Origin of the sequence: Ammoniphilus resinae (genome assembly GCF_017873965.1) — a bacterium.
GTDB lineage: Bacteria > Bacillota > Bacilli > Aneurinibacillales > RAOX-1 > Ammoniphilus_A > Ammoniphilus_A resinae.
Genome location: NZ_JAGGKT010000004.1, coordinates 259,793 through 283,712, shown reverse-complemented (window position 1 = coordinate 283,712; position 23,920 = coordinate 259,793). Strand labels below are relative to the sequence as shown.

General features: G+C 39.9%; 22 protein-coding genes. 20 read left to right on the top strand and 2 right to left on the bottom strand.

The annotated features are described in order from the left end of the window. Window positions 1-213 precede the first annotated feature (213 nt). Complete coding sequence (locus J2Z37_RS10000) at window positions 214-411, top strand: hypothetical protein (protein WP_209810103.1); 198 nt, start codon at window positions 214-216, stop codon at window positions 409-411. A 16-nt stretch (window positions 412-427) separates the two neighbouring features. On the opposite strand, the gene J2Z37_RS09995 is transcribed toward J2Z37_RS10000, so the two are convergent. Continuing rightward, on the bottom strand, window positions 428-1,177 hold the full coding sequence (locus tag J2Z37_RS09995) for a hypothetical protein (protein ID WP_209810102.1): 750 nt from the start codon (window positions 1,175-1,177) through the stop codon (window positions 428-430). A gap of 419 nt (window positions 1,178-1,596) precedes the next feature. Between J2Z37_RS09995 and J2Z37_RS09990 the strand changes: the two genes are divergently transcribed. The 6 genes from J2Z37_RS09990 to J2Z37_RS09965 all read left to right on the top strand — a co-directional run bounded on the left by J2Z37_RS09990 (window position 1,597) and on the right by J2Z37_RS09965 (window position 7,509). Then, complete coding sequence (locus tag J2Z37_RS09990) at window positions 1,597-1,959, top strand: hypothetical protein (protein ID WP_209810101.1); 363 nt, start codon at window positions 1,597-1,599, stop codon at window positions 1,957-1,959. Window positions 1,960-2,077: 118 nt separating this feature from the next. Beyond that, window positions 2,078-4,024, top strand: coding sequence for a phosphoadenosine phosphosulfate reductase domain-containing protein (locus J2Z37_RS09985; RefSeq protein WP_209810100.1), 1,947 nt, complete (start codon window positions 2,078-2,080; stop codon window positions 4,022-4,024). A 63-nt stretch (window positions 4,025-4,087) separates the two neighbouring features. Then, window positions 4,088-4,441, top strand: coding sequence for a YhjD family protein (locus J2Z37_RS09980; protein WP_209810099.1), 354 nt, complete (start codon window positions 4,088-4,090; stop codon window positions 4,439-4,441). A gap of 107 nt (window positions 4,442-4,548) precedes the next feature. Then, window positions 4,549-5,391, top strand: coding sequence for an ATP-dependent DNA ligase (locus J2Z37_RS09975; RefSeq protein WP_245203720.1), 843 nt, complete (start codon window positions 4,549-4,551; stop codon window positions 5,389-5,391). A 216-nt stretch (window positions 5,392-5,607) separates the two neighbouring features. After that, window positions 5,608-6,681 (top strand): ankyrin repeat domain-containing protein, encoded by a 1,074-nt coding sequence (locus J2Z37_RS09970; protein ID WP_209810097.1) that lies wholly within the window; start codon window positions 5,608-5,610, stop codon window positions 6,679-6,681. 324 nt (window positions 6,682-7,005) lie between these two features. Further along, the gene (locus J2Z37_RS09965) at window positions 7,006-7,509 is read left to right on the top strand and encodes a DNA-deoxyinosine glycosylase (RefSeq protein WP_209810096.1); all 504 of its coding nucleotides are present in this window, start codon (window positions 7,006-7,008) and stop codon (window positions 7,507-7,509) included. 94 nt (window positions 7,510-7,603) lie between these two features. Here the strand turns inward: J2Z37_RS09965 and J2Z37_RS09960 are convergent, their stop codons facing one another. Then, window positions 7,604-7,987, bottom strand: a complete 384-nt coding sequence (locus J2Z37_RS09960) for a hypothetical protein (RefSeq protein WP_483413496.1) — start codon at window positions 7,985-7,987, stop codon at window positions 7,604-7,606. Window positions 7,988-8,388: 401 nt separating this feature from the next. Between J2Z37_RS09960 and J2Z37_RS09955 the strand changes: the two genes are divergently transcribed. From J2Z37_RS09955 to J2Z37_RS09895, 13 genes are all read left to right on the top strand, one after another. Beyond that, a complete protein-coding gene (locus J2Z37_RS09955) occupies window positions 8,389-9,486 on the top strand; it encodes a beta clamp domain-containing protein (RefSeq protein ID WP_209810094.1) in 1,098 nt (365 codons plus the stop codon). A gap of 69 nt (window positions 9,487-9,555) precedes the next feature. Next, complete coding sequence (locus tag J2Z37_RS09950) at window positions 9,556-11,550, top strand: SNF2-related protein (RefSeq protein WP_209810093.1); 1,995 nt, start codon at window positions 9,556-9,558, stop codon at window positions 11,548-11,550. 660 nt (window positions 11,551-12,210) lie between these two features. Next, window positions 12,211-13,887: a group II intron reverse transcriptase/maturase gene (gene ltrA / locus J2Z37_RS09945; RefSeq protein WP_342453808.1), complete on the top strand. Its 1,677-nt coding sequence runs from the start codon at window positions 12,211-12,213 to the stop codon at window positions 13,885-13,887. A gap of 242 nt (window positions 13,888-14,129) precedes the next feature. Next, window positions 14,130-14,312, top strand: a complete 183-nt coding sequence (locus tag J2Z37_RS09940; protein WP_209810092.1) for a hypothetical protein — start codon at window positions 14,130-14,132, stop codon at window positions 14,310-14,312. 22 nt (window positions 14,313-14,334) lie between these two features. After that, window positions 14,335-15,513, top strand: a complete 1,179-nt coding sequence (locus tag J2Z37_RS09935) for a hypothetical protein (protein ID WP_209810091.1) — start codon at window positions 14,335-14,337, stop codon at window positions 15,511-15,513. Window positions 15,514-15,866: 353 nt separating this feature from the next. Continuing rightward, the gene (locus J2Z37_RS09930) at window positions 15,867-16,115 is read left to right on the top strand and encodes a hypothetical protein (RefSeq protein WP_209810090.1); all 249 of its coding nucleotides are present in this window, start codon (window positions 15,867-15,869) and stop codon (window positions 16,113-16,115) included. An 11-nt stretch (window positions 16,116-16,126) separates the two neighbouring features. Continuing rightward, window positions 16,127-17,110, top strand: a complete 984-nt coding sequence (locus J2Z37_RS09925) for a hypothetical protein (RefSeq protein WP_209810089.1) — start codon at window positions 16,127-16,129, stop codon at window positions 17,108-17,110. 339 nt (window positions 17,111-17,449) lie between these two features. Further along, entirely contained in the window at window positions 17,450-17,827 is a 378-nt protein-coding gene (locus J2Z37_RS09920) for a hypothetical protein (protein WP_209810088.1), read from the top strand. Window positions 17,828-18,021: 194 nt separating this feature from the next. Beyond that, window positions 18,022-18,405 carry a hypothetical protein gene (locus J2Z37_RS09915; RefSeq protein WP_209810087.1) on the top strand — a complete coding sequence of 128 codons (384 nt, stop codon included), beginning with the start codon at window positions 18,022-18,024 and terminating at the stop codon, window positions 18,403-18,405. Window positions 18,406-18,449: 44 nt separating this feature from the next. Beyond that, window positions 18,450-18,761, top strand: coding sequence for a PrgI family protein (locus tag J2Z37_RS09910; protein WP_209810086.1), 312 nt, complete (start codon window positions 18,450-18,452; stop codon window positions 18,759-18,761). Window positions 18,762-18,771: 10 nt separating this feature from the next. Continuing rightward, complete coding sequence (locus J2Z37_RS09905; protein ID WP_209810085.1) at window positions 18,772-19,704, top strand: hypothetical protein; 933 nt, start codon at window positions 18,772-18,774, stop codon at window positions 19,702-19,704. After that, window positions 19,658-21,754: a VirB4 family type IV secretion system protein gene (locus J2Z37_RS09900; RefSeq protein ID WP_245203700.1), complete on the top strand. Its 2,097-nt coding sequence runs from the start codon at window positions 19,658-19,660 to the stop codon at window positions 21,752-21,754. Before J2Z37_RS09905 ends, J2Z37_RS09900 begins: the two co-directional genes overlap by 47 nt. Next, window positions 21,751-23,901 carry a hypothetical protein gene (locus J2Z37_RS09895; RefSeq protein WP_209810084.1) on the top strand — a complete coding sequence of 717 codons (2,151 nt, stop codon included), beginning with the start codon at window positions 21,751-21,753 and terminating at the stop codon, window positions 23,899-23,901. The genes J2Z37_RS09900 and J2Z37_RS09895 overlap by 4 nt, the downstream gene beginning before the upstream one ends. The last annotated feature ends 19 nt before the right edge of the window (window positions 23,902-23,920 follow it).

Sequence of the window (23,920 nt, the reverse complement as noted above, 5' to 3'; positions counted from 1 at the left end):
GAACTTAAAAAAGATGACCCCTATTCAATACAGGAATCATCTTTTAGTGGCTTAATCTCTTTTTTTATAGTGTCCTTGACATAGGTGCCAGTTTATAGCATGTTTCTTTTTTTATTTAAGTCTTATATACAAACCCTCCTGCATAGGTAATTAATAGTGAAAAATTGTCAACAATACTATTAAGTGTCCTACTATAATCGAGGAGAGGTTCAAATGTTTGGTATGTTTAAGAAAAGAGTTACTCCTGCTGAATTATATCGAAAAGAAAAGAAGAGCCATTCAGGAATATCTCCTGATCGGTTAAAACGTGGAGCAGATCGTCAGTGGAGAAGACTCCATGATCCCGAATTTCAAACGAAGGAAATGATAGAAACCCTTAATCGTGTTGTACCTCCTAAAAATAAGAGATAACACACCTACAATCGTATCATTCGAATTTACCTAATTTCTCTCGTAATTTAATCATCATTTGAACCCAACGATCATTCCATACCTTACTAGGTCGTTCAAAAGGATTTTCACAACTCCAAAAATCATCTAGTCCCAATGGATAAAATGGTCTTGTTGTTCGTTTTAAGTTTTGGCTTTCGAAATTTTGAATAGGTTGCTGAATTTTCCCAAATGGATCCTTATTTAAAACCCATATTTCATGTTCTTTTTCATCACCAGTAGTACATGTCGGATAATGAAGTGCATCGTAATGAATTAGAATTTGATCAAAGGGTACATCCATGGTTAATAATACATTCTTTAAGTAAGAACCGAGCCAATTCTTATCTGCAAATGATAGAATTATATTAGTTTCAAATTCAATTACTGGTTTTTTGTCTAGTATTTGATTAGTTACCTGTGCTTCCTCTTCAATATTTAAACTTCTTTTAATTTTAATTGATGATTGACCAGAATATGTTTTATGTAAATATTGTTGAGTAAATTGATATAGATCTTCCAATTCTTTTTTTGCCTGTTGAAGCCGTGCAGGTGGAAGCGTTGAAAAAGCTTCTCGCATACGGGCATGATATCTATTACGATAAAATTCATCAAAGCCAGAAAAACGGTGAATTGAAAAAAGCTCCTGTGTTAAGTAGGTTAATAGTGCTCTGCCGAGGCTAAATTGATCCTTATTTATGTATCCATTTATATTTCTATCAGCAAGTAATCCACCGAAAATCGCCAAGTTTAATATATCATCAGTTATTGGAATTGACCGTTTATTATTTTCCCCAAGTGTATTCTCCTAACCGCTATATCTGAGTGCTATGCTTTATTAATCGTGTTTTTTCATCTATTTAAAATATTATATCATTATAAGGTTTATTTTGGGAAAAATGTCTCCCTAGATAATCAAACCGATTGACTTAGTACAAATTTCTTTTAACATTTTATTCAACATGGTAAGATAAGGTTATATTGATTTTGACTTCTTTAATATACTCTTGCCCATGCGGACGAGAGGATTAATCCTTTGGAAAAAAAACTCGCTGAGTGACTAATTCTACCTTGGTAGAACATGCCTATTTTAGGTTCTTAGTCATTGGGCGAGTTTTTTTATTTATAAAAACTCCCAATACCAAACCACCAAAAGGAGTGATCATTTTGAAATTAAACGCTGCAGCAATGTTAGAGGTTATCAAACCTGAAACAGAGGAATTCGATCGTATTCTATCTCAATTAGGGTTAAGTCACTTGAAGTATTTATCACAACCAAGCTGGGAGAAATTCATTATGACTTTACCGGATCGGGATATTGATGGTTTTAATCAAAAACTTCAAGCATGGTTGTTTGATTTCGGAAGTGCTGGTCCTATGGAGCTGAAGCTGTATAAGATCCCCGGGAATAACCCACTCAGATGGGCTAGAACCGCTTACGAGGTCATTTCGGATGTTACGTGTTCAGATTCTTCCAACCTTCTCATGCTGGCCATTTCCAATGTATTAGCTCAGTTGGAGGAAAGGTAAGTATGGCAGACGTAAAACTGATTCGAAATATTTCCATGTGGTGCTATGGAGTAAACTAGGAGTTTCCCTCTTTATCATAAGGGAAGACTCCTTTTTTCATTAAGAGGAGGGAAGATCAATGGTAGCTATTCCAGCTATAATGATCGATGAGAAGTTTGAACTAGTGAAAGAAGAAGAGGAATATTATCAATTTAGGGACGTGAATACAAAAATCGCCATTCAGGAACAAATGAAAAAACAGACCAATACCACTCGGAAAATTTGGTCGTACCTTCAAAAGAAGGGATTCCATTTTCATGGTGTGGTAAGGGATTACACAGCGATTTTTTCGAATTCCACGCATTACCTAGTTATTCACCATTTCATAGAGAAAAAACCTAGAAGAGAATTGATGGGGGAACGATCTCCTTATTTGTGGGGGGATGTTTTAATTGAGGATGAGGAATTTCCAATTTGCCTTTTTCTATACGGATTGGAAAGATTCATGGGTTTTCGGTCCTATTTACCAGAGCAGGTGTATTTGGATGCATTTGAACAATCGATGATTCGGAAAGAAGTAGATTGGCACTTGCATTCACCAAAACACAAGCTGCTTGTATGGATGGAATCGGAGGAGGTTACACTTCTTGTAGAGACCTATTTCAACCACCAATCCCTTCCACCCTACGGAGTGAAAGATCCATTAGAATGGCCAAACCTAGAGTTGGAACGTGAATTTGAGCAATACGCCTTGTTCGATTTCCCTTCACCCATTGAAAATGAGCCGCCAACCTCTTTTTCAGGTATCACGGCAGGAGAATTTATGGGGATTGAAGAAGAATTACGTAAAGGTATATTGGAGGAAACGGAAAAAGCTATTGACCGGATTTTCCGTGAGCAAAATAAGGTTGTATGTGCTTGGTCCGGTGGTAAAGACTCAAGTGTAATCTTGCAAATTTGCACAAATTACTTGTTAAATCATCCTGAATATCAAGATAAATTCTATATTATTTCGGCTAATACAACGGTAGAAAATCCGTTAATTTACCGACATATACAGAGTATGAAAAAGGCAGTGGTCGGACATCTCAATGCAGCATTTGAAAAAGGATTTTCGAAGGATCGGTTTATTATTGTTGAGCCAGATCCTGATCAAACCTATGTTGTTAATTTGTTTGGTAAGGCCTACGCTCCACCTTCCGCACAGTTTAAGCACTGTGTTCGTCGTTTAAAGATTGATCCTGCAAGGAAGGTACTATCTTCGTTTGTTCAAAATGGAGAGAACGTATGCCAGATCTTAGGAGTAAGAGAGAGCGAGAGTACCACCCGCGGAAATTCAGTTCGTAACCACTACGGTGAAGATGAGTTTTATGGTCTTCACGATGTACAGGGAATACGGACCGCGGCACCCATTAGACAGTGGACAGCAACGGATGTAGCCACCTATCTGGTTCAAGTTCAACCGATTTGGTGGAAAGAGTATTCCAATTACCAATTAATCAATCTTTACGGCCACGCAGCTGGACAAATGGAGTGTCCCATCGGCGCAATGATTTCTAATGAAAATGATGCAATTAAAGGATGTTCTGGTTCTTCAGCTCGCTTCGGATGTTGGGCTTGTACCGTCATCTCGGAGGACATCTCCCTGAAAAACCTTGTGGCAACTTATGATGAATTGGGTCCATACTACGAAATGAGGCAAATCCTAAAGGAGGCCCAGGATATTCGTTACGGTGGGATGACCGGTTATCAACGGAAGCGAACATTCGGGGTATTCGAGCCCGGAATTGGTGACCTGACCATTGATATTCGGACGATCCTATTAAAGCATTGGAAAAGACTTGAGATACCCATGGCTGAAGAGGATGTCATGATGATTGATACCATGGTTAAAGATCGGGAGATTAAAGAAGGGATTGCTATTTCAAATCGATTCCGTGATGCCCTGTATGCTTTACTCCCTGTTCACCCAGGTGTTATATCTTCTATGAATCATCCCATTTGGGACCCTTGGGGTTGTGGCGTTGACCGTTTTACCCAAGAGGATATCGAGGTTCTTACCAGATTGGGAGTATGGAATAAATAAAGAGTTGAAACGAGCCTGCTTATTAAGTGGGCTTGTTTTCTTTTCAAGAAGGAGTGTATGGAATTGATTATACCACCCGAAGAAGTCATTGAAAACATCAAACAATACGCTTTGCTGCCGCTACTTTTATCGGTGTTTGAAAAGGATAGAAAGTTAATCTATTCATCTGGAATTAAAACGATGGAACCATATGTGAGCCTTATGGAACAGACGATCAAGAGGGTAGAAGAGGATTTGAATGAAACCAAAAGATACTTTTATAAAAATGGGGTTAAGGTTTATGAAGAAGAACGAACTTCCGATGGAATACAATTAAAATACTTGTACCGGGGCTACCAACATACAGCGAACTACCCATTAGAGAATCAAAAAGGGCCTTTTATTTTGTTGATGAAAAAATATCTTGGGGTAGAATAAAAGCTATTTCATCGTATATCGTTTCCATCTTTCTCATATTTACTTATTAGCCACCCGTGTTACGCTTTAATTGGGTGATTAATTTGTTAAATACTCCGATTAAACCAATGCTTCTTCAACCATCCCCTATACCACCATCTGGTGATGATTGGTGGCATTCTGTCAAATTTGATGGATTTCGCTGTACACTCCATTATGTGAGAGGACAAGGGCTAAGACTGTGGACCCGCCACCTTACTCCGTGCCATCTCCAATTCCCCGAAATTCAAGGGATTACTCTCAACGCGGCGAATGCAGTGCTTGATGGAGAAATGATTTGTCTTGATGAAAATAATACCCCATGTTGGGAAGACGTTTGTGCTCGTTTGAATACATCTAAAGCGGATAGTATTAAGCGGTTATCTCAGACAAAACCATGTTTGTTTATGGCTTTTGACGCTCTTCTGGTTGATGGTAGGGATATCACTAGAAAACCGTTAATTGAGAGGATCGAGCATTTGAATAAAGTGGTTGTTCCTTCGGATCACATAGCCGTCGTAGACAATTACTCCGATGGTGAACAGCTATTTCAGGCAACGAAAAAACTCCAATTGGAAGGTATAGTGAGTAAGAAAAAAGGTTCCATCTATACCTGCAATGCCAGGCCGCAGAATACATGGTATAAGATAAAAAATTATACTTACGATATCGTTGAAGTAGCAGGAATAAGGAAGAATTCTTTCGGTTGGCTTTTGACACAGGATTATGGGAACAAATACGTGGGGGTTTGTGAGTTTGTACCCCCTCAAGAGAGGGTTGCTTTTTCGCGTATTTCAAAGCAATTGATCAAAAAAGAAGATAAAAACTATATTTATCTTGATCCATTGATCCGTTGTCAAATTAAATTTCAAGGGCGTACAAAAAACGGACATCCTAGGACACCATCATTTGTTAAATTCGTTTTTGATTAAGGGCGCCATGGCTCCCTTTTACATACTACGTTCCATGTTAGCCCAGTCTAATCATTAAGTTATTAATTGTTTGTAATTAAACGGGAGATCTTTGTTTAGGAGCATTTTACTTGCTCTTTTTTTATGGGATTTAGGGTGCATTGCTTGGGGGAGGAAATAGAAGCGTTCTAGTAGAAAACAACTTATAGAACAAAAATGATACTTATTGGAGATATTATGAGTGACTTTCTTAAAGAAATAAAGCAATGTTATCAATCGCATGACCATTCGGGTTTCATTAAAACACTAGCAAAGTATGATTATCTTCCAGGTACAGTATTACCGTTTAAGGTGTTGGATTTAGCCTTTGGGTACAGGAAACTGGATTGGGCCGACTACATCATGGATACCTACCGTATTGATAACATGAATGACGAGAAGGATCCGATCATCACATCAGCAGCATATTGCGGGAACAAACAACTCTTCGAGAAGCTCATCACATTGGGAGCCAACATTAATGCATTAAACCATGTTAAAAATTCAGCTGTCGGTGTGGCCCTTGCTTTCCAAAATTACAGCGGAATTTATGATTTATTAGAATTAGGTTTTCAGATGAAGTCGTATGCAGGAGGGCAAGCTCTCCGAAGTGCAGCCTGGGAGGGGGAATTTGAATTTGTCCGTTTGTTCGTCGAGCATGGCGCCGACGTGAATTTCAATGGCGCGGATCAAGTATTTCCTTACTGCACAACCCCGGTCCAAATGGCCGCGTCTAAAAATCATGATGAGATTGTCAAATATTTAGTAGATCATGGAGCGGATGTTACTATAAAGGATAAGTATGGGAATCGAGCGTATCTAGAAGCAAAAAGAAATAAGAATAAGGACTTGATGGACTATCTGAAACGATTGGAACCACCAAAATGGCATGAAGCAGACAAGCGTATGGCGGAACTTAAAAAGTGGGGCTTACCAACTGAAATCATGAAATGGTTAGGTATTGAAAATAGAAAGATAGAGCTTCCTGATACTTGTTCGTCTGCGTTCGTTGAATTTGAAACGATTTTTGATTTGAAAAGGATAGAATGGCAGGATAGAGTCTTTATTGATCTTGTTAAAGAAATTGAAGGATACGATAGCACCGGTTTTCTTGTATGGATTAAAGACCAGAAATGTTTGGGGAGCTTAGATGTGGAACATGATAATCTATTCATTTTTGAAGGAACGAAGTGGAATAATTTTATTAAGAAACTCCCGATCGTGGTTAACCATGTTTTAGATGGAACACCTATAGATGAACTGTACAAGTGACTTGGTAGTAATAATAGGGTATGTGCTTTTTTATTTTGATAAAAGCTCAATTTATGAAAAAGTTTAAAAGGTAAATTTACATCTTCATTAGGCCAAAAATCCCGACTCGATCTCCGATCTTCATCCCTATGAAAGTCTTTGTCGGAGAGTATTGGAAAAACTATATGAAATGTTGGGTGATGAACAGCAGCGGCTCACTCAGGGCAAGCCGTTCCCTTTTTACAATTGGCTTGAATATTATAACGAGCAATTAATAAGATTAGTCGATTCAAAAAAATTAACGCGTTAAAATCGATCCTACAGCAAATAAGGAGGGAACGGTCTTTGTACGAAGTTCAATCATTTGAGCCAATCATAGCCAATGAATCAGAAGTTTTAATATTAGGAACTATGCCGGGTGAGCAGTCTTTACAAAAAGGGGAATATTATGCGAACACGCGCAACCAATTTTGGAAGATTATTTATTCCATTTTTGATATTAAACCGGATGTCGAATACAAGGAGAAGATTCTATTTTTAAAATCTAAAAGAATAGCTTTATGGGATGTTGTTGATATGTGCGAGAGACAAGGTAGCCTTGACTCAAATATTAAAAATGAAAAACCAAATAATATAACGAGCATCATTTCTCAATACCCTAACTTAAGATGTGTTATTTTTAACGGTTCAAAGGCCCATGAATTGTTCAAAAAGCATATTGGATTGAAGGTTTTAGAACCACTAGTTTATAAAACATTACCTTCTACTAGTCCAGTACCAGGGAAATATGTTAAATCATTAGATGAAAAAATTGATCAATGGAAAGTAATTAAAGACTATTTGAGTTAATTCAACAGACATGCCTAAAACGCGCATAGTAGGGATCCGCGACAATTTATTAGGAATATTGCATCATTTGAACCATGCTATTTGCCCCTTTCATCTAAGAGTGGAAGTATACTCGTTTTTCCTGACAGTGTGCAATCACAGCTTCGGATAGAGGTTCTTTGGTATGCTCATCAATAAACGATTCTGTTACATAAGGATTGTAATAAGCTACCCGATTGGCAGTAGATGGGATGGGTTCATCAGCGCAAACAAATTCACCAATGACAACCGCATGGACATTTTTTCTTCGGTCTCGCAGAACTCGGTTACGACCAGCTAAGGAGACCTTAAAAATAGGCTTTCGCAAGGTGACGGAAATGGCATATCCAATAACTCGACCTATTTTGGGATCTTTAATTGAGAAGCAGTTTCGATTGAGATTTTTATATACAATAACCTTCTGGCCGATGGCTATCGAATAATCATTCAGGAATACCATGTCTTTCACCCTTCCTCCTTCAATTATTCTAGTTCTATTATCCGGGCAGCCGGATGATGGAGCAAAAAATAGGATAGTAAACTATTAAATATATTGAATTCATTGCCAATATCTACTAGAATAAAGGTATGATTTATCCTGATTTCTTTGATTACTGTCGTCCATGCGGACAAGGCAGGATTGATTAGCTGTTTTGCTAACGTACTATACCTTTTTTACAGGATAGGTCTGATGTTTTATAAACAACGCCCCTTGGGGTGACTGATGATTTGATTGACTTACTGTCAAATCACATGTCACATCCAAGGGGCTTTTTTGCGTTCCCAAAGGAGGTGAAAAGGAAAGGGAACGTTTTTTGAATACTTAACCCAACCATTACTTTATTAAAAGGAGAGATTGTGATGTTTAAAATTCAATCAGGAGTACTTCAAGGTGTTGTTTCTCAGTTGGCAAAAGGGGCAAGAAAAGCCAAGTTAGGAGAACTCCTTATTTTCATCCGTACCCAAGGTGAGCATGTGTCTTTTTATTTCAATGGCGAAGATGTTTCCGTTGAAAAGCGAGTCGCAGTGGACATTCAGGGTTCTTTGGAAGTAGCCACTTCTGTAAGAGAGTTATCGATAAAGGTATCTGCACTCCCTTCGGATGAAGAAATTATTTGTCAGTTAGAAGGGAATTTGTTGAAACTTTGTTGGGGAAGAAATTCCGAGATTTCCGTTGAATTAGTTCCAGAAACGTCACCGTTAATTGAACTCCCTTCCATTGTGGAAGAAGTGAAATGGGGTGCAGGGACGCTTCACGGTATATCCAGATTAATGCCACCGTTTACGGCAAATGGGAATAGCCAGCAAGCAAAAAGTATTCCGTGTGTAACGGGACCTAATTTTTCAAAGGATCCCGATACGGGGGAAGTGTTTGTTAGGGCTACCGATGCTTTTAAAGCAGTTACGGTTCGAGCAGCAAAGATTGATTGGTTTTCTGAACCTTTCTCAATCGAATCTGGCACCTTAGGAGCTATTGCAGATGTTCTACCAGAGGATGCAGAAATTACTGTAGGACTGAATGAAGTGAGAACGATGGTGGTCTTTAAATCGGGTACAACAACGGCAGTTGCTCGGACTTTGATTGGTAATTTTCCAAACATCGATCGTAACTATTTGACCGATGCAAAATCCAAATGGAGATTTGATCGTTTGGATTTGATCGATCTGTGCCGACGTGTTCGTATTCTTTCTCCTACGAGACCTGTCATCGAATTCCGCTTAATGAAGGGCAAGGTTCATGCTATGATTCCTAAGGCCTTAAATCAACAAGTGGGAGTTTGTATTGAAGGAGATCCTATCGAGTTTTCCGTCAATGCTACTTATTTAGAAATGGCCGCTCAGTTATTCCGGTCAGAGGAAATTATTCTTTATGTGAATGCTCATGACAAACCAATCTCGATTTTGCAAGAAGGTTCTATGGATATAAGATCCTTGGTCTTGCCGACTCGATTAGTTTAGAGCAATTTAAAACACAAGAGAGTGAGGTGAATTCCTCCACATGATTGAATCATGTGGAGGTTTTTTATTATGAGATTAAACTACAATAGCGAAGGTTTAACTTTTGAGAGCCAGGATATCCATGAGGCTTTGTTAAAGAGTGAATGTTTTAAAGCAGAATATATTCATGAAAACCATATGACATGGCATAAAATGATTGTTCATGATATGGATATTTCGGAGTTAGAGGCATTGGAAAAACTTCGTATATGGGGAATACCACCCGAAGAAGGAGTAAACCAAGCCCAACATGTTCTTCGCTCCCGACAAAGGCAATATCAGTGGCATATCATGTCCATTGAAGAGGTAAAGGAGACACCTCAATACACTAGGGCATTACAGTTAGTGAAAGATTGTTTTGGTGGACCTTTGTTGGACGGAAGTACACTGTTTCCCTATCAGATGGAAGCAGCAGCGGTCATGATTGCCAAAAAACGCCTTCTACTGGCCCTCGATATGGGGCTTGGTAAAACGCGCACCAGCCTAGTTGGGATGTTAGCGGACCCGTCTAATAAGAAAGTCCTTGTGATTACTATGTCCAGAAATATTAACGATTGGGTTCGAGAGGTTAAAGTTCTTGGATACGAGGATGATTACATCATTTTGAATAGCCCTTCTGATCTTCATTCAGAGAAGAGGGTTCATATTGTTTCTTATGAAAAATGGAGTGCGGATCGAATTAAATTCAGACAAAAACCGCTTCTTGATTGTCCTTCTTGTGGAACAAAGCATCATTCTTTGTGGATCTCCCATTTGGGATACTGCAAAGTGTGTAAGAAATCTCACCCAAGGCTTCAGGAAGATACAAGATGGTCAGAAGATGATCTGCCAAAAAAGTGTCCTGCTTGCCGCGAGGATTGGAAGGGACATTATTCCTGTGAATGTGGTTTTTCCATCATAGAATCACGTAAGAAAGCCCTTCACTCTTATTTTCACCATGGGTATGATGCGGTTTCAGTGGATGAAGCTCATTACATGAAGAATGGACAGTCCAAGCGAAGCCTCTCTATCCAACGTACCAAGACGGATAAACGCTATTTATTGAGCGGAACGCCTGCAGAAAATGGGGCGGAGGACTTGTACTGGTTACTTGGATGGTTAACAGGGTTTACAAGCCGATTTGAGGATCCTATTCTATCTGTTCCCTTTCGTGGTTATGGAAAGGTAGGAGAGGAACATTTTCGGGAGCATTATTCTGGTGGGAAAAAACGCCGAGTTCTGGACATTGACAGCATCGAGGCGCGGGCGAGTCATCATGAGGAGTTATGGAGAATCTTAGACTCATTAATGATCCGCAAAAAGAAGTCGGATGATGATGTTCAGTCTTTGATTGAAGTCCCGCTTCCTCAACATCACCGGGTCCATTTAAATCTCCATGATGCAGAAAGAGAGCTCTATGATCAAATCATGGAAGATTTCAGGACATGGTATGAGTTGGAATTGGCAAAAAAGGAAGCAGCCGAAACGCGCGGTGACACCTACCGAATTAGTACAATAGAGATTTGTACCTGGATGGACAAGCTCAGAAAAGCAGCGAGTAGTCCTTGGCAATTCGAAACCTATGACTATAAGAAATCCAGAGGGACAACAGCGAAGCTGGAGTATGTTCGTAATAAGGCTAAGGATTTACTGCGTCGTGATAAAAAGATTTTGATCTTTAGTGGACATCGTGAAACGGTTGAGCAACTGGCTTTGCTTTTGGAAGGAGTTCTTCCAGGAAAACAGGCTGGATATATCCATGGTGAGGTCAAAATGGCTCATCGTTGGGATCTCATGAATCGTTTTCAAGATCCAAACGATCCGTTAAGTATATTGATTATGTCACATCGTACTGGTGCAGAATCCTATACGTTGACCGAAGGAAAAGCTGTCTTTTTGTTCGATTTGGATTTTAACCCCAAAAAGATAGAGCAATGCTATAGCCGTGCGGTTCGTCTAGGGCAGAAGGATGTCGTGGATATCTATTGGCGTGCGACACGTTCGCTTATAAGCTCTACGCATAGAGCGAAGTTGCGGGTCTCATAGATTATGAGACACAACTGATAGAAGGATATTGGGAAAGAAAGCCGTCATGTTGAGCTGAAACCAATGCCTAATACTCCTACGTGCGCTGCTTTTTGTTAGAAGAGTGGGGTACGAAGCTAGGTGAAGTCGGCTGAAGATAAGCTTCTCAAAACTTGTTTTGAAAGGTTATTGATAGGCCGGGGTGCTATAAAATACCTATGGTGAGAATGACATTAGAAACCCTAGTGTCCGACGAACTTGCGAATGAAAGTGCCTAGAAGATGACTGCATAGAAATATGTAGACCGCGGACGCGGGGTGAGATACCGATGAGTAAAACTGCCAGTTATGAAAATCGGGATAGTCAACAATGAGACTATAAGGCTCACAGGCATAAAGTAAGCACCTAAGGGTATATGTACAGCTACTTCTATCGGAACGTGGAAAGCGGTGAACCTTCATACTAAACGACTAACATCGGAAGGATCGCTATAAGGAAAGCAATTTCTGAAATGCGTTTATCACCGTGATAGTGAGGTCATGTTACCTATGATACGGCTAATCACCGTTGAGGGAAGGACCTTAGTCTACAAAAGTTGTTAATCACTTTACTTTCAACTGCGGTTCATCTTTCGGGTAAGAAGGTGAGTTGGAATCCCTCGAAAGGAGCGATTCTGCACCAATGGACGCAAAGAAAGCAAGACAGAGAGTTTACTATAATTTCAGTCAAACACAAAACGGATTATACCAATCGAGTAAAAACGGCAAAAAGAACTTCAAAAATCTAATGGAACTAATCTTAATGGACGAAAACATCCTCCTTGCCTACAGATCCATAAAAAGCAACTCTGGATCAAAAACAAGGGGATCGGACGACGAAACTATTGTCAACTTGGCAGAAACAGATCAAGTTGATTTCATCTCTAAGATGAAATCAATGGTTTCAGACTACCACCCCAAAGAAGTCAGAAGGGTATGGATACCAAAACCCAACGGAGAAAAAAGACCATTGGGAATACCGTCCATAACCGATAGGATAATCCAACAGATGTTTCTAAACATTCTAGAACCTATCTGTGAAGGGAAATTCTATGAACACTCCTACGGGTTCAGACCATTAAGAAGTACACACCATGCCATATCAAGAGTCCAAACGCTAATGAATAAGAAATGGCATTACACCGTGGACATTGACATAAAAGGTTTCTTTGATAATGTCAACCACAATCTTCTCCTTAAACAACTATGGAATATAGGGATTAAGGATAAGAGGGTAATCGCTGTTATTGGTAAAATGCTAAAAGCAACCATCAAAGGAGAAGGAATCCCTTCTAAAGGAGTTCCGCAAGGTGGTATTCTCTCACCTCTCCTGTCCAACATCGTACTAAACGATCTAGACCAATGGGTTGCTGGCCAATATAGTGATTTTCCAACCAAAAATGCTTATTCATGCAAGGATGCAAGAATAAGAGCTATCAAAACTACGAACCTCAAAGAGGGTTTCATAGTTAGATATGCCGATGATTTCAAGATAATGGCAAAGGATTACGACACAGCCACTAGATGGTTCTATGCTGTCCAAGACTTCCTAAAACATAGGCTTAAACTTGACATATCCCAAGAAAAATCGAAAGTTAAAAACCTTCGCAAGAAGCACACCGATTTCCTTGGGTACAAGCTAAAAGTCTATATAAAGGGTAAGAAACTCGTAGCAAGAACTTCCATGGCAGACAAAAAGGTTGATCAAATAGCCAAGAGCTTGAGAGACCGAATAATAGCCATACAGAAGAATCCTATACGAGAAAATGTCACTCGATACAACGCATTCGTCCTTGGAATACAAAACTACTTTAGATTCACTACTTCAGCATCAGTAGTATTCAGGGACTTGCAATATAAAATCCGTGGAACACTTAGATTCCGTCTTAGGAAAAGAGGAAAATATGGATATCCTACTGGATTAACAGAAAACTCACTATACACGAAGCATTACACCACCAACGTGAAAACATACACCATAGATAAAATACCAATGTTTCCTGTAAGTCAAGTCAAAACTGTTAATATCAGGAATTTCTCACAGGATAAAAACCCTTATGAAACAGAGCTATTTGCATGGGACACAGAGATTTATAAATTGATGATCTCTCGCTTGCCAAATCGATCTGTCGAGTATATGGACAATCGGCTTTCTAGGTACTCCATGCAAAAAGGGAAATGTGCAATAACTGGCATATTCCTATCTGCCGAAAACGTACATTGTCACCATAAAGTCCCTGTTCACCTTGGAGGAACTGACAAGTTTAGCAACCTCATTATTATTCATAAGGAAATCCATACTCTTATCCATGCCAGCTAAAAAGAGACAATTGACAACTATCTAAGTAAACTCGAACTCAATAAGAGTGAAATAAAGCACCTAAACCAACTCAGAAAACTTTGTAAGTTGGATAAAGTGGCTTAACAACCTAGTAGATGGGGAGCCGTGTGCGGGGAAACTTGCACGCACGGTTCTAGCCGGGGGAAAAGGTAGAGATTACCTCAAAACCTTACCTATCGGAATTACTTGGACTAGATACGATTGATATCAATCTTCACGGCTTGGTTTTATCAAAGGCTTCGGGAGTAGATCTTGCCATTGACCGAAAAGAGCTTGATTTTAGTGAAATTGCAAAAGAGTTTGAGGGCGACGGCTCCAGTGGTACAGCTGCACATGCGTTTGACTATGAGCAGTTTGCAACGGATATGTTATCTCGGGGTAATAAACGCTCCGAAATTGCCTAAATAACCAAAGGGAGTGACGAATATGCATCCTCATTATGAGCAGAGCACCAAACATTTAATCATAGATTGGTATGAAAAGAAGAAAGACGGGAGCGGAAAGGTGACGTCCTCCTCTCCTATCCATCACTATTTTTCTGGTATTCCGAGTGCATTGCAACTCCATCCAAAGGACCCTAAAAAGGTGGTTCGGGCGACTTTTACCGGTGATACGCACGGGAAAATGCCTGGATGGATGGAAAAATACGCAAAGGAACATGACTTCCAATGCCAGCAGGTCACTCGGAACGGGGAAGTAGGATGGTGGATTGCGAACTGGCGAATCTATCCAACGGGAAGTAAGCCATTAACCTCTCCTCATCTAGAGGGAGCAATAGCCCAAATGTCGCACTTTATTCCTGAGGTGTGCGAGGATTTAAGGGAGAAATTGTTGGAAAATCGCGAGGTTATCAAAATGAATCTTCGCAACTACCCCGACATTTATAATCCTTTTGGTTTGTATTTTCGTCCGGAGGAGATAAAGGGAGAAGGGGGAAGCCTTTTAATAGAGGAAGATTTTATCCTAAAACGTGAGGATGAAGAGTCAGATCATGATTACCGGTTGCGAATCGAAAAGGATGGCCGTTTAGAAAGGTTGATTTACGAATTAATTACGCCATTACCGGAGCCGGTTTCTGCTCAACCAGAAGTGATCGGAGAAGATATCTTGAATGATGAATGGACCTTTGATTTTGATGAACTAGGCGAAATTGAAGATGAATCACCAGGAATACCAAATGATCAAGTCGATGAAATCCTTGATTTTCAGTTTGAAGATATTGAGGAGGATGAGCTATTCGACCTGGAGGAAATCGTCTTCGAAGATGACCTGTCAGCCAATCAATTAGATGAATTGGTAACGGAAGGAGTCAAAGAATTACCAGAGAAATTGCCAGAAAATGAACTGTTCACAAAGGGTAACGATGATTCCAGTGACCATATTCCTATGGTCGAAGAACTAGAAGAGGAAACAGATCCCGAAAACGTTGTCGAAGTAGAGGAAAAAAGTCTTGGGGATGCAACCGATGTTGGATTGGATTCTGAGGACCCTGGTTCCATTGTCCTCCCAGCACCTACAACCCCAGAGAAACGTTCGAACCTAAGGGTAATGGAAGGGAGAGACAAAAAAAGCGGAGCTTGTGATGGTCAATTCGCTTTATTCTAATGCAAAATAAAGATACAACATTTCGTTGTATCTTTATTTATATTTCTGCAAGGGATTGATGAAACTCTTTTAAAATGTTAATATAAACATATATTTATTTATGATTTCCATTATTTTAGTCCTCCGTCACGCGACATGAGGATTTTGTAAGAAGAGCCACGCGGCCTTTCCATTCATGCTTGTTTTTATGGGAATTGTATGCCCACATGACCTTTGGGTTTTCTATTAATTTTATTTAAAATTCAAACGCCTATTGGCGGAGTTATAGTGATTTTTAAACTATGATCTCCCGCTAATAGGCGTTTTTTATATATATACGCCTAATACTACTAATTTTTAGGGAGAGATGGGGAGTGCACATTTCGAGGGAGTTAACTGAAAACTATTCTATTTATAAGGGGCTTAATGAACTTCAAATTCACTTTTTACAGGAAGAATTGAAAAAAGATCACCGGCGCTCTCAGCTTACACTTCGGAGAATTGCTAAGAAAAGAGCCATCGGACAACGCATTAAATGGATGTTTGAAGAGACTCTTATAATGTTTAGTATTGTCGGCTTTTTTGCTGCGTGTGTTTTATCCATAGTGGTTTGGAACCTTTAAGGGGGAGAACAATGGCTATTCAAATCATTGTCGTTGCCTCGATTGTTCTAACACCATTTGTTATCGGGATAATTGGCGGAATCTTCTCGTGGGGAAGAGATGCAACTCACATGCCGTTGGCATGGAGAAGTCCGGTAGATCCGGTTTTTAATGAGGAGAAAAAAGGCGAGAAACTTGCAATGGATCAAGTGGATGAACTTCTTAAAGAGGCAAGTTCTACTACTCCTTTAGTTGTAGACTATGGAAATAGTACCCCAACACCTGAAATGGATAAAGGGATTGATGATTTATTAAAAGCTGTCTTAAATGATGGTGGAATTGAGGAAATCAAAACTGAGGGGGATGAAGGCTTATCCTTGGACAATCAGGATACGGATTCTTCAAAAGGGGACTCCACTAAGGATTCTCTACATACCTTCAGCTTGGAAAAGACTCAAGAACCCATTGTTTCAGAAACCAAACTGGTTGAAAATGGGGAGGATTGCAACGAAGAACCGAGAAATTCTCCTTCTCAAGGTTCGGAGGAATTGCAAATCACTGATTTGAAAAATAGTAATGTGATTCCGTTTAACTCGTCGGTTTCTCCCAATGTTCAATCTTTAAACACTCAAGAGGATGATCGATTTGTTGAACCGATAGACATGGATTTTCCGATGGATTATGTTCCAATATCCATTCCTATGAAGGACTACCAGGCAATAGCAAAACGGTACGGTACATCTATCGCTTCTCAAGTTACGACAACACCTGGGAATGGAGCGACGGGAACAATGGACGTAATGATTGGTCGGTTAGTAAAGAATGTGGTTGGATATGTTCTTAAGTACGGGGATTATCACATTCCGTTAAAAGGGAAATTCCCTGTCGATCAAGAAGGGAATGTGTTATTGGTCATGGGCCAATTCCAATCTCCTGATCAATTTTACGTTTCGCAATCCATTGATCCAGAATCTCTTATAAATTCGAACCTTCCAGTTTTCGAAATGATTGTTTAGCAAAAGGGACGAAACGGAGGAAACTCTCCTCTGTTTCTTTAGGGCTACTATTGGAAGTTTATAGTAGACCTAAAGAAGTAGAGGAGTTAGTGAGATTAAATGCAAAGTTCAAGAAATAATTGGTGAATTTTGTCGAATAAACCCACTTTTCACAACTCTGTAAAAATATTCTTGTCTAATTTTATATTATGTAGTATGTTGGAACTACCAAATGAACAGTTCATTTTTATGAGCACTTATATGCCATTTTGACATTAATACGTGTACATCTATTGCAAATATATGGCGTTTCCAAAAAAACTCTTGCTGCTTCATCGAAAATATATTGGAGGGTACTGTATGAAGAAGGGAAATGCGGAATTAATTGACCAAATCAAAATGCGAATTATAGATACCTATGCGGATCAGTTGAAACGGAACAAAGAGGATTCGTTGGAATTTTTTATTCGTGAAAATAAGGTTCAAAAGGTTTTTCCCGAAAAGACGGTATACTATGAGCGTGGTATAGAGCAAAAGATCAAGGAACAAGGGATGAATCGTAAGCAACTAAAAAGTTTTTTGGACATGGTTGATGAGGCCATAACACGAATGACAAATCAAGGCTGGGAATTATATTATTGCACCTTAAACATCAATTATGAGATTTATGGTGGAGGAGAAAAGGAAATTAATTTTTATGTAACTTGCCGAGACGAGAAGCACTTCTCCTGGAAATAAAAAGATTGACATCTAAACCCACCAGAAAGATAATAGGATTAAAGATTAATAGATTCATAGAAGAGGGAGCACCTCTTAGTCTAATAGGATAACTATGTCCATTAGTGCTAAGAAGGTGCTCTTTTTGCGTTGGGGGTGATTTTCTTTCCGTGTTTAAGTTAGGACATATGAAAATGGAAAGGGGTATATAGTTTATGATATTGACAGTGACAAAGAGGTTTAAATCCTTCATCCCTATTATTGCATTTATGCTCATTTTGAATGTGTTCGCACCAATGGCTAGTCCTTTTGTTGATTCAGCCTCGGCAAGCACTATAGGGAGCGAAATCTACAATACGGATGGGGACAATATTTTAGCTAAAAAAGTTGAGAAAATCGTAAAGATTGTTGGCGGTGTTGGAGGAGCAGCATTCGTATTAGCTATCTTAATTGTTGCCTTGTTTATTATTTTCGGTTCAATATCTGCTAATCAAATGGGAACCTATTGGAAAGCACTATTTTCGTGTATGGCAGGGGCTTTTATTTTCTTTAGTGCCTATGCGTTTGCTCCAGCCATTGCAAAGTTAGCTCAAGGGTAGTAGGGAGGGGATACCCTCCCTATTTTTGTAGGAGGAATGATGAAATGTACGAGATAATCGTCCCTGTCGATATTACAGGTGAAGAAAAAGATATTCTAGCCATTTTTAGTAGAAGGCAGTTCATGTTGATTTTTCCACCAGGGGTGGTTAGCCTGATCTTTTTATTATGGGGTAACATCCCTTTCATTCCCCCATGGCCAGATTTTTTTATACGTTTATTCCTCTTTGTTGTCATGATGGGAACGATGGTTTGTTTAGCTTATGTAAGGTTGGATAAATACCAACAATATCTCAATGAATTTATTGTTACTCAATGGAAGTATCGAAAAAGCCAGAAGACCTATACCTACTTGTGAGGATGAAACTATGCAAATATTTGACATTTTTATTTACATAATGATTGGGATTTTTGGTGTGATGATGATTTTCCTATTCTACGCGAAGAAAAGGATGGACAATAATGAACCTATTTTCGGATCCCAAAGAAAACAATTTCTTGAAGAACAAGGAGGGCCGCAAGATCCCTCAGCTAAAAAGGATAAAAGAAAAAAGAATCGTAAGGAAAACAACAGAGAATCTTTAAAAGATTTAATTGGAATTAAAGATATCCGCTATGGAATATTTGAGAAGGAAAGAAATGAGTATTGTTTGATCATCGCTACTGACTCTGTAAATTTTGATTTATTAAACGAGACGGCAAGATCTTCTATTATCATGGGATATCAATCTTTATTCCGTGTCGTTCGATTTCCGGTCCAGCTCCTCGGTCAGGCTGTTCGTCAGGATCTTCGTAAGGATGAGCAACGATTCATGAAAAACTTAGAAAAATGCAATCCTCAAACAAGGGACTATTGTATGAGGGTGATCAGTCATATTAAAGAGCGTTCAGAAAAGGAGTTTCGAATTGCTAGGAAAGCCTATTATGTCGTGACATATATTTACCAATCGAGCAGAATTGCTCAGCTAACACCGGAGCAAAAGGAAAAGAAGATTGTTCAAGAGCTATATATGCGTGCAAGAACGGTGGTACAGATGCTTAAACGTGCCCGAATCGAATCAGAAATCCTCGACTCTCTTTCGGCTATGGAAGTGATGAAAAGAGCGTTAAATCGGGATCGTATGTTGAGTAACCCCATTGAAGGGGTGGTAGAGCCGGGAAGAGAAAAATTGTCCGCTTATGTTTCGGCTGATGTGACGACTTTACCAGGTTATGAGGACCTAATTAACGTTAGTGTAGAGGAGGTAAGGGGAATTGTTCAAGAAACTGAGAGAGAGTTTAAAGAAGAAAAAATCAGCTAAGGAACCCATTGAAAAAGAACAAACCGGTGAGATCAATTTAGATGAATTAGATCAAGGAAATAATCGACCTCTCACGTTCCCTACTCTTATAGATAATATGTTGAACGATGGTTTGACCTTTGAAAAAGATCACTTTGTCATACAAACCGGACTGGGGAATATCCGATATGGTCGATCCTTTTTTGTGAAACCTTCCGGATACCCGAGAACGGTGCGAATTGGTTGGTTGGAAGGATTTTTTTCGGGGGATGATTTAGACGTTTCGGTTCATATCGACCCGCTCGATAGAAACTCCGCCATCAAATCATTGCAGGAAAAAATTGATGAGTTAGACACCGTGATATACTCTGCTGCTAAGAGGGACGACCAAGGTAAACTTGAAGATGCCTATCAGAAAAAAGCGGACACCAAGGATCTTCAGCAACAAATAAAAAATAATGTAAATGGACTTTATTACGTGTCTGTACAAGCTACAGTGTATGCCGAGAGCATTGAAGATTTGAATGAGAAATGTGTGGAGCTGGAAGGAATCATGGGTGGGGAATCCATCGAATTGGTTAATGCTTATGGAAGGCAAAAAGAAGGTTTTTTATCTACGTTACCACTCGGTAAAAATTATCTGGAGAAAACGAATCGAAATCTGGATCAGCGAAGTTTAACAGCTATTTTCCCTCACTCCTCAAGTAAACTAAACCACACTGGCGGTATGCCTATTGGCCGTTACGGTCGCGAGTATGTGTATTTCAATCAGTTTGACAAAAGACTGAATAATTACTCAATGGGCATCTTTGGGGAATCTGGAGCGGGTAAGGGAGTTTTTGTAAAGCAGATCATTGGTCGTGGACCAATGGATGGGATTAATCGGCATATCATTCTGGATGTAGAGCCTGAATACCTAGAACTCACCAAGGCTTTAGGAGGAATATGTATTCCCATTCGTGCAGAAAAAGGAGATGCAGCAGTAAATCGTATTAATCCATTTGATATTTACCCTGAGAAAGAAGTGATTAATAAAGGGGAAGCAGATGAGTATATTCTGGAAAGAATTAACCTGAACGAAAAAATAAAAGAGTTGATTGAATTCTTTAGGGTAATGAAAGAAAGTTGTAGCCTTGATTCCAAAGGACTTACTCCTATTGAAATCGGAGTTCTTAACGACATCCTTGAAAAGTTATATCAAGATAAGGGAATTACCGAGGATCCTGAATCAGTCTTTCGTCAAGCTGAAGCCATTAATGATACCGGAAAGATTATATGGCAACGGCATTATATTGAAATGCCTACAATCTCCGATGTCTACAGAGATCTAGAAAAGGAAAGACAGTCTGGTTATGACGAACTGAAAGAATTGTGTATGGTTGTAAAATTATTTACCCGCGATAAAGCGTTCGGGATGTTTGATGGCCAGACCCGCATCCAAACGGAAAGTGGTGCGTCTTTGGATGATGCTCCCATCATTACTTTTGATATTTCCAAGTTAAGTGCCAACGGGATTGAACGTCCTCTTGCACAACACGTGATTATGACTTGGGTGTGGAACCGATTTATTGTCGGCAATCCAAAAGCGAAAAAAAGGGTCATTATTGATGAAGCATGGATGATGTTGAAGTACAATGCCATGATGGAATTTTTAAAGCTCCTTTCCGCACGGGGGAGAAAGTGGAATACTAGTTTGACGTTGGTCAGCCAGAGGTATGAGATGTTTTCACGTAATGAGGCCTCGCGCGATGTCATAGCCCAATTGAATACGGTTTGCTTCCTCAAACAATCGGATGAGGATATAGAACCTATCTTAGATACGTTTAAGTTTTCCTATGAGGTTGGAGAGATGATCCGGACCGCTGAAACGGGTGACGTTGTTATGAAAGCGGGGAAAGAGATCGTTGCTTTTCGTTCTGAACCTACTCCTGATGAATGGGTCTATCTGAATACGAACCAAAACATTGAAATTCCAAACACGAATAAACCAAAAAAATCCAGGGAAGATGAAATTTATTTCCTTGAAACCCCTGTTGAGGTCCCTGAAGAAGAAAAGGTGGTAGCAGGATGAAATCAGGGTCCAAAATCCTCGTTACTTTTTGTTTGATCTTTGTTCTCGGATTACTTCCTGGGAATGTTAATTTCGCTGCTGCGGAAGGGGAAGTGGTAACTCCAGAATTTCAATCCAAGGTCAAGGAACTGAAGGACAATTCGGGAATCTTGGATGGGTTTTTAATTGGGCAGGCGGAGAATCTCTTTTACATTAAAGGTATCAATTCCATTCAGAATCTAATCTTTGGGAACCCTTATCAGGTTTGGATGGATGGGGATGGGAAAACCGAAACTGTTCACTATGGACTTTTCTATGATAAGGAATGGAATGACGTAATTAAGCCTTTAATCAATTTCTTTTCTGCTTCTTATGTAGGGTTTGTTACGTTGTCGATACTTATTGCTTGTCTTAAATTCGGCTTAAAAGCATATTCCCCTCAAGCGAAGGCAGACTTTTGGACAGATATTAATATGTGGGTCTTGAGCGCTTTCTTTATGGGGACTTTTGGATTGATCAGTGAAATCATGTTTGGGTTAAATGAGGGAATCACACAAGGGTTAAAGGAGTTGCTCATCTCTAAGGGAGTGGATGTAGGAGGTTTGTCCATAATCGCCTTTGCGGATGGTTTTACGGTAGGGGATATCTTTGTATTTCTTGCAGAATGGGGTCTAGCTTTATATCTGAACATCGTGTATATCGCTAGAAAGATTATTATCTTACTATTGTTAATCCTTGCTCCTGTGGCTGCAATATCCTTGTTGTATGCGAAAACAAGAAGCTTTTTTGGTAGCTGGATCAAAGAATTGGCAGGAAATGTGTTTTTACAATCCATTCATGCCGTAGTCATAGGAGTATTTGCTGGACTTGCTACATTAGGTGCTGGAACTATATTTAAGCTTGGATGCATCATCATGTTTATTCCAGTGACAGGTCTGGTTAGCAAGTGGTTACAACTTGGAGATTCTTCAACAGCTCTAGGTAGGACAACGACGATGTTAGGGTTGGGCGGTGTCGCTGGTGCTATGATGTTAGCACGATCCGCAGGATCGGTTGTAAAAGGTGGAAAAGCTGGAGGTTCAGCTGTAGGAGGGGGATTTGGTGATCTCTCTTCTGACACATCGGGAACCAATATCTCGGAAGGCGCAACTGGTTCAAATTCGAAAGGATGGCAATTCGCTAAAAAAGCGGTAGGTGTTGCTGGCGGTGTGGCAGGAGCTACGATGGGACTTCCTTTTGGTGCAGGTGGGGTTGCTGCAGGTGGCCTCATTGGAAGTAAAGCTGCTCAATTCGTAACTCAAGGAACACGAAATTTGACATCAGGAGGAATGAATTTCGGCAGGACATTGGCCCGAACCCCTATGGAGTATTCAGGGGCTGATCCGGGCAAAAAGTGGAATTTCTCGGATTACAAGCGAGGCACCCAAGCGATGTGGGGGAACTTAGCGGCACGTAGACAGTTTATGGGGAATTTAGGTGAATCGCTCGGGAGTGTAGTTGGTTCCGGAGAGATGGGGCGATCCATAGGTCAAATGGCATCGGGTGTGAGCCGAAATCGTATCCAAAAGGAGCAGTTTGGTGGAAAAACACTGGACGACTATGCCAAAGAACGCCCTGGTGCAAATGTGGAGTGGAGGCAAACGAATCAAGGTTCAGCTTTCTATATGGACCACGGTAATGGGGAATGGAGGCAAATAAGCGCTTTTGGAGCGGCAGACTCTTCCCTAAAAAGAGGTGAGGTTCGTTCAGTTGGTTATAAATTGAATGACGGAACGCCTTGGGTTCGGCAGGAAAACGGCACGTTTATATCCAAACCGACAAATAATAGTGCAACAAACGGATCAACAACTTCTCAAACCCAAGATAGACAATTAGTGGGATTATCGGGATCAACATCACACCTTGGAAGGACATCGGGGGTTCAAATCGTAGGTGCGGATGGGAAAAGATACGAAGATCCTCGGGTAGAAGCTAAGAACATCAATCCTGACCAGTATTTTTCTCACAACGTAGCAGGAGCAAGCGCGCGCCGTTCAACGACTGATAAAGGGGCGGATCTTGTTCATGGTAGTGCCAAAAGAGCCCAACCCGTTTTAAGCCAGTTTAATTCCTGGAGAACAAACTCTGTGATGAATAAAAAAAATAATCGTCATAGCGGGGTAGTTTAAGATGATGTCTCTTTCTGTT

Excerpts from the sequence above, each read along its gene's own strand:
- J2Z37_RS10000 (WP_209810103.1), top strand. The coding sequence starts at position 214 with ATGTTTGGTATGTTTAAGAAAAGAGTTACTCCTGCTGAATTATATCGA.
- J2Z37_RS09985 (WP_209810100.1), top strand. The coding sequence starts at position 2,078 with ATGGTAGCTATTCCAGCTATAATGATCGATGAGAAGTTTGAACTAGTG.
- J2Z37_RS09975 (WP_245203720.1), top strand. The coding sequence starts at position 4,549 with ATGCTTCTTCAACCATCCCCTATACCACCATCTGGTGATGATTGGTGG.
- J2Z37_RS09970 (WP_209810097.1), top strand. The coding sequence starts at position 5,608 with ATGAGTGACTTTCTTAAAGAAATAAAGCAATGTTATCAATCGCATGAC.
- J2Z37_RS09960 (WP_483413496.1), bottom strand. The coding sequence starts at position 7,987 with ATGGTATTCCTGAATGATTATTCGATAGCCATCGGCCAGAAGGTTATT.
- J2Z37_RS09955 (WP_209810094.1), top strand. The coding sequence starts at position 8,389 with ATGTTTAAAATTCAATCAGGAGTACTTCAAGGTGTTGTTTCTCAGTTG.
- J2Z37_RS09950 (WP_209810093.1), top strand. The coding sequence starts at position 9,556 with ATGAGATTAAACTACAATAGCGAAGGTTTAACTTTTGAGAGCCAGGAT.
- ltrA (WP_342453808.1), top strand. The coding sequence starts at position 12,211 with ATGGACGCAAAGAAAGCAAGACAGAGAGTTTACTATAATTTCAGTCAA.
- J2Z37_RS09935 (WP_209810091.1), top strand. The coding sequence starts at position 14,335 with ATGCATCCTCATTATGAGCAGAGCACCAAACATTTAATCATAGATTGG.
- J2Z37_RS09925 (WP_209810089.1), top strand. The coding sequence starts at position 16,127 with ATGGCTATTCAAATCATTGTCGTTGCCTCGATTGTTCTAACACCATTT.
- J2Z37_RS09920 (WP_209810088.1), top strand. The coding sequence starts at position 17,450 with ATGAAGAAGGGAAATGCGGAATTAATTGACCAAATCAAAATGCGAATT.
- J2Z37_RS09915 (WP_209810087.1), top strand. The coding sequence starts at position 18,022 with ATGATATTGACAGTGACAAAGAGGTTTAAATCCTTCATCCCTATTATT.
- J2Z37_RS09910 (WP_209810086.1), top strand. The coding sequence starts at position 18,450 with ATGTACGAGATAATCGTCCCTGTCGATATTACAGGTGAAGAAAAAGAT.
- J2Z37_RS09905 (WP_209810085.1), top strand. The coding sequence starts at position 18,772 with ATGCAAATATTTGACATTTTTATTTACATAATGATTGGGATTTTTGGT.
- J2Z37_RS09895 (WP_209810084.1), top strand. The coding sequence starts at position 21,751 with ATGAAATCAGGGTCCAAAATCCTCGTTACTTTTTGTTTGATCTTTGTT.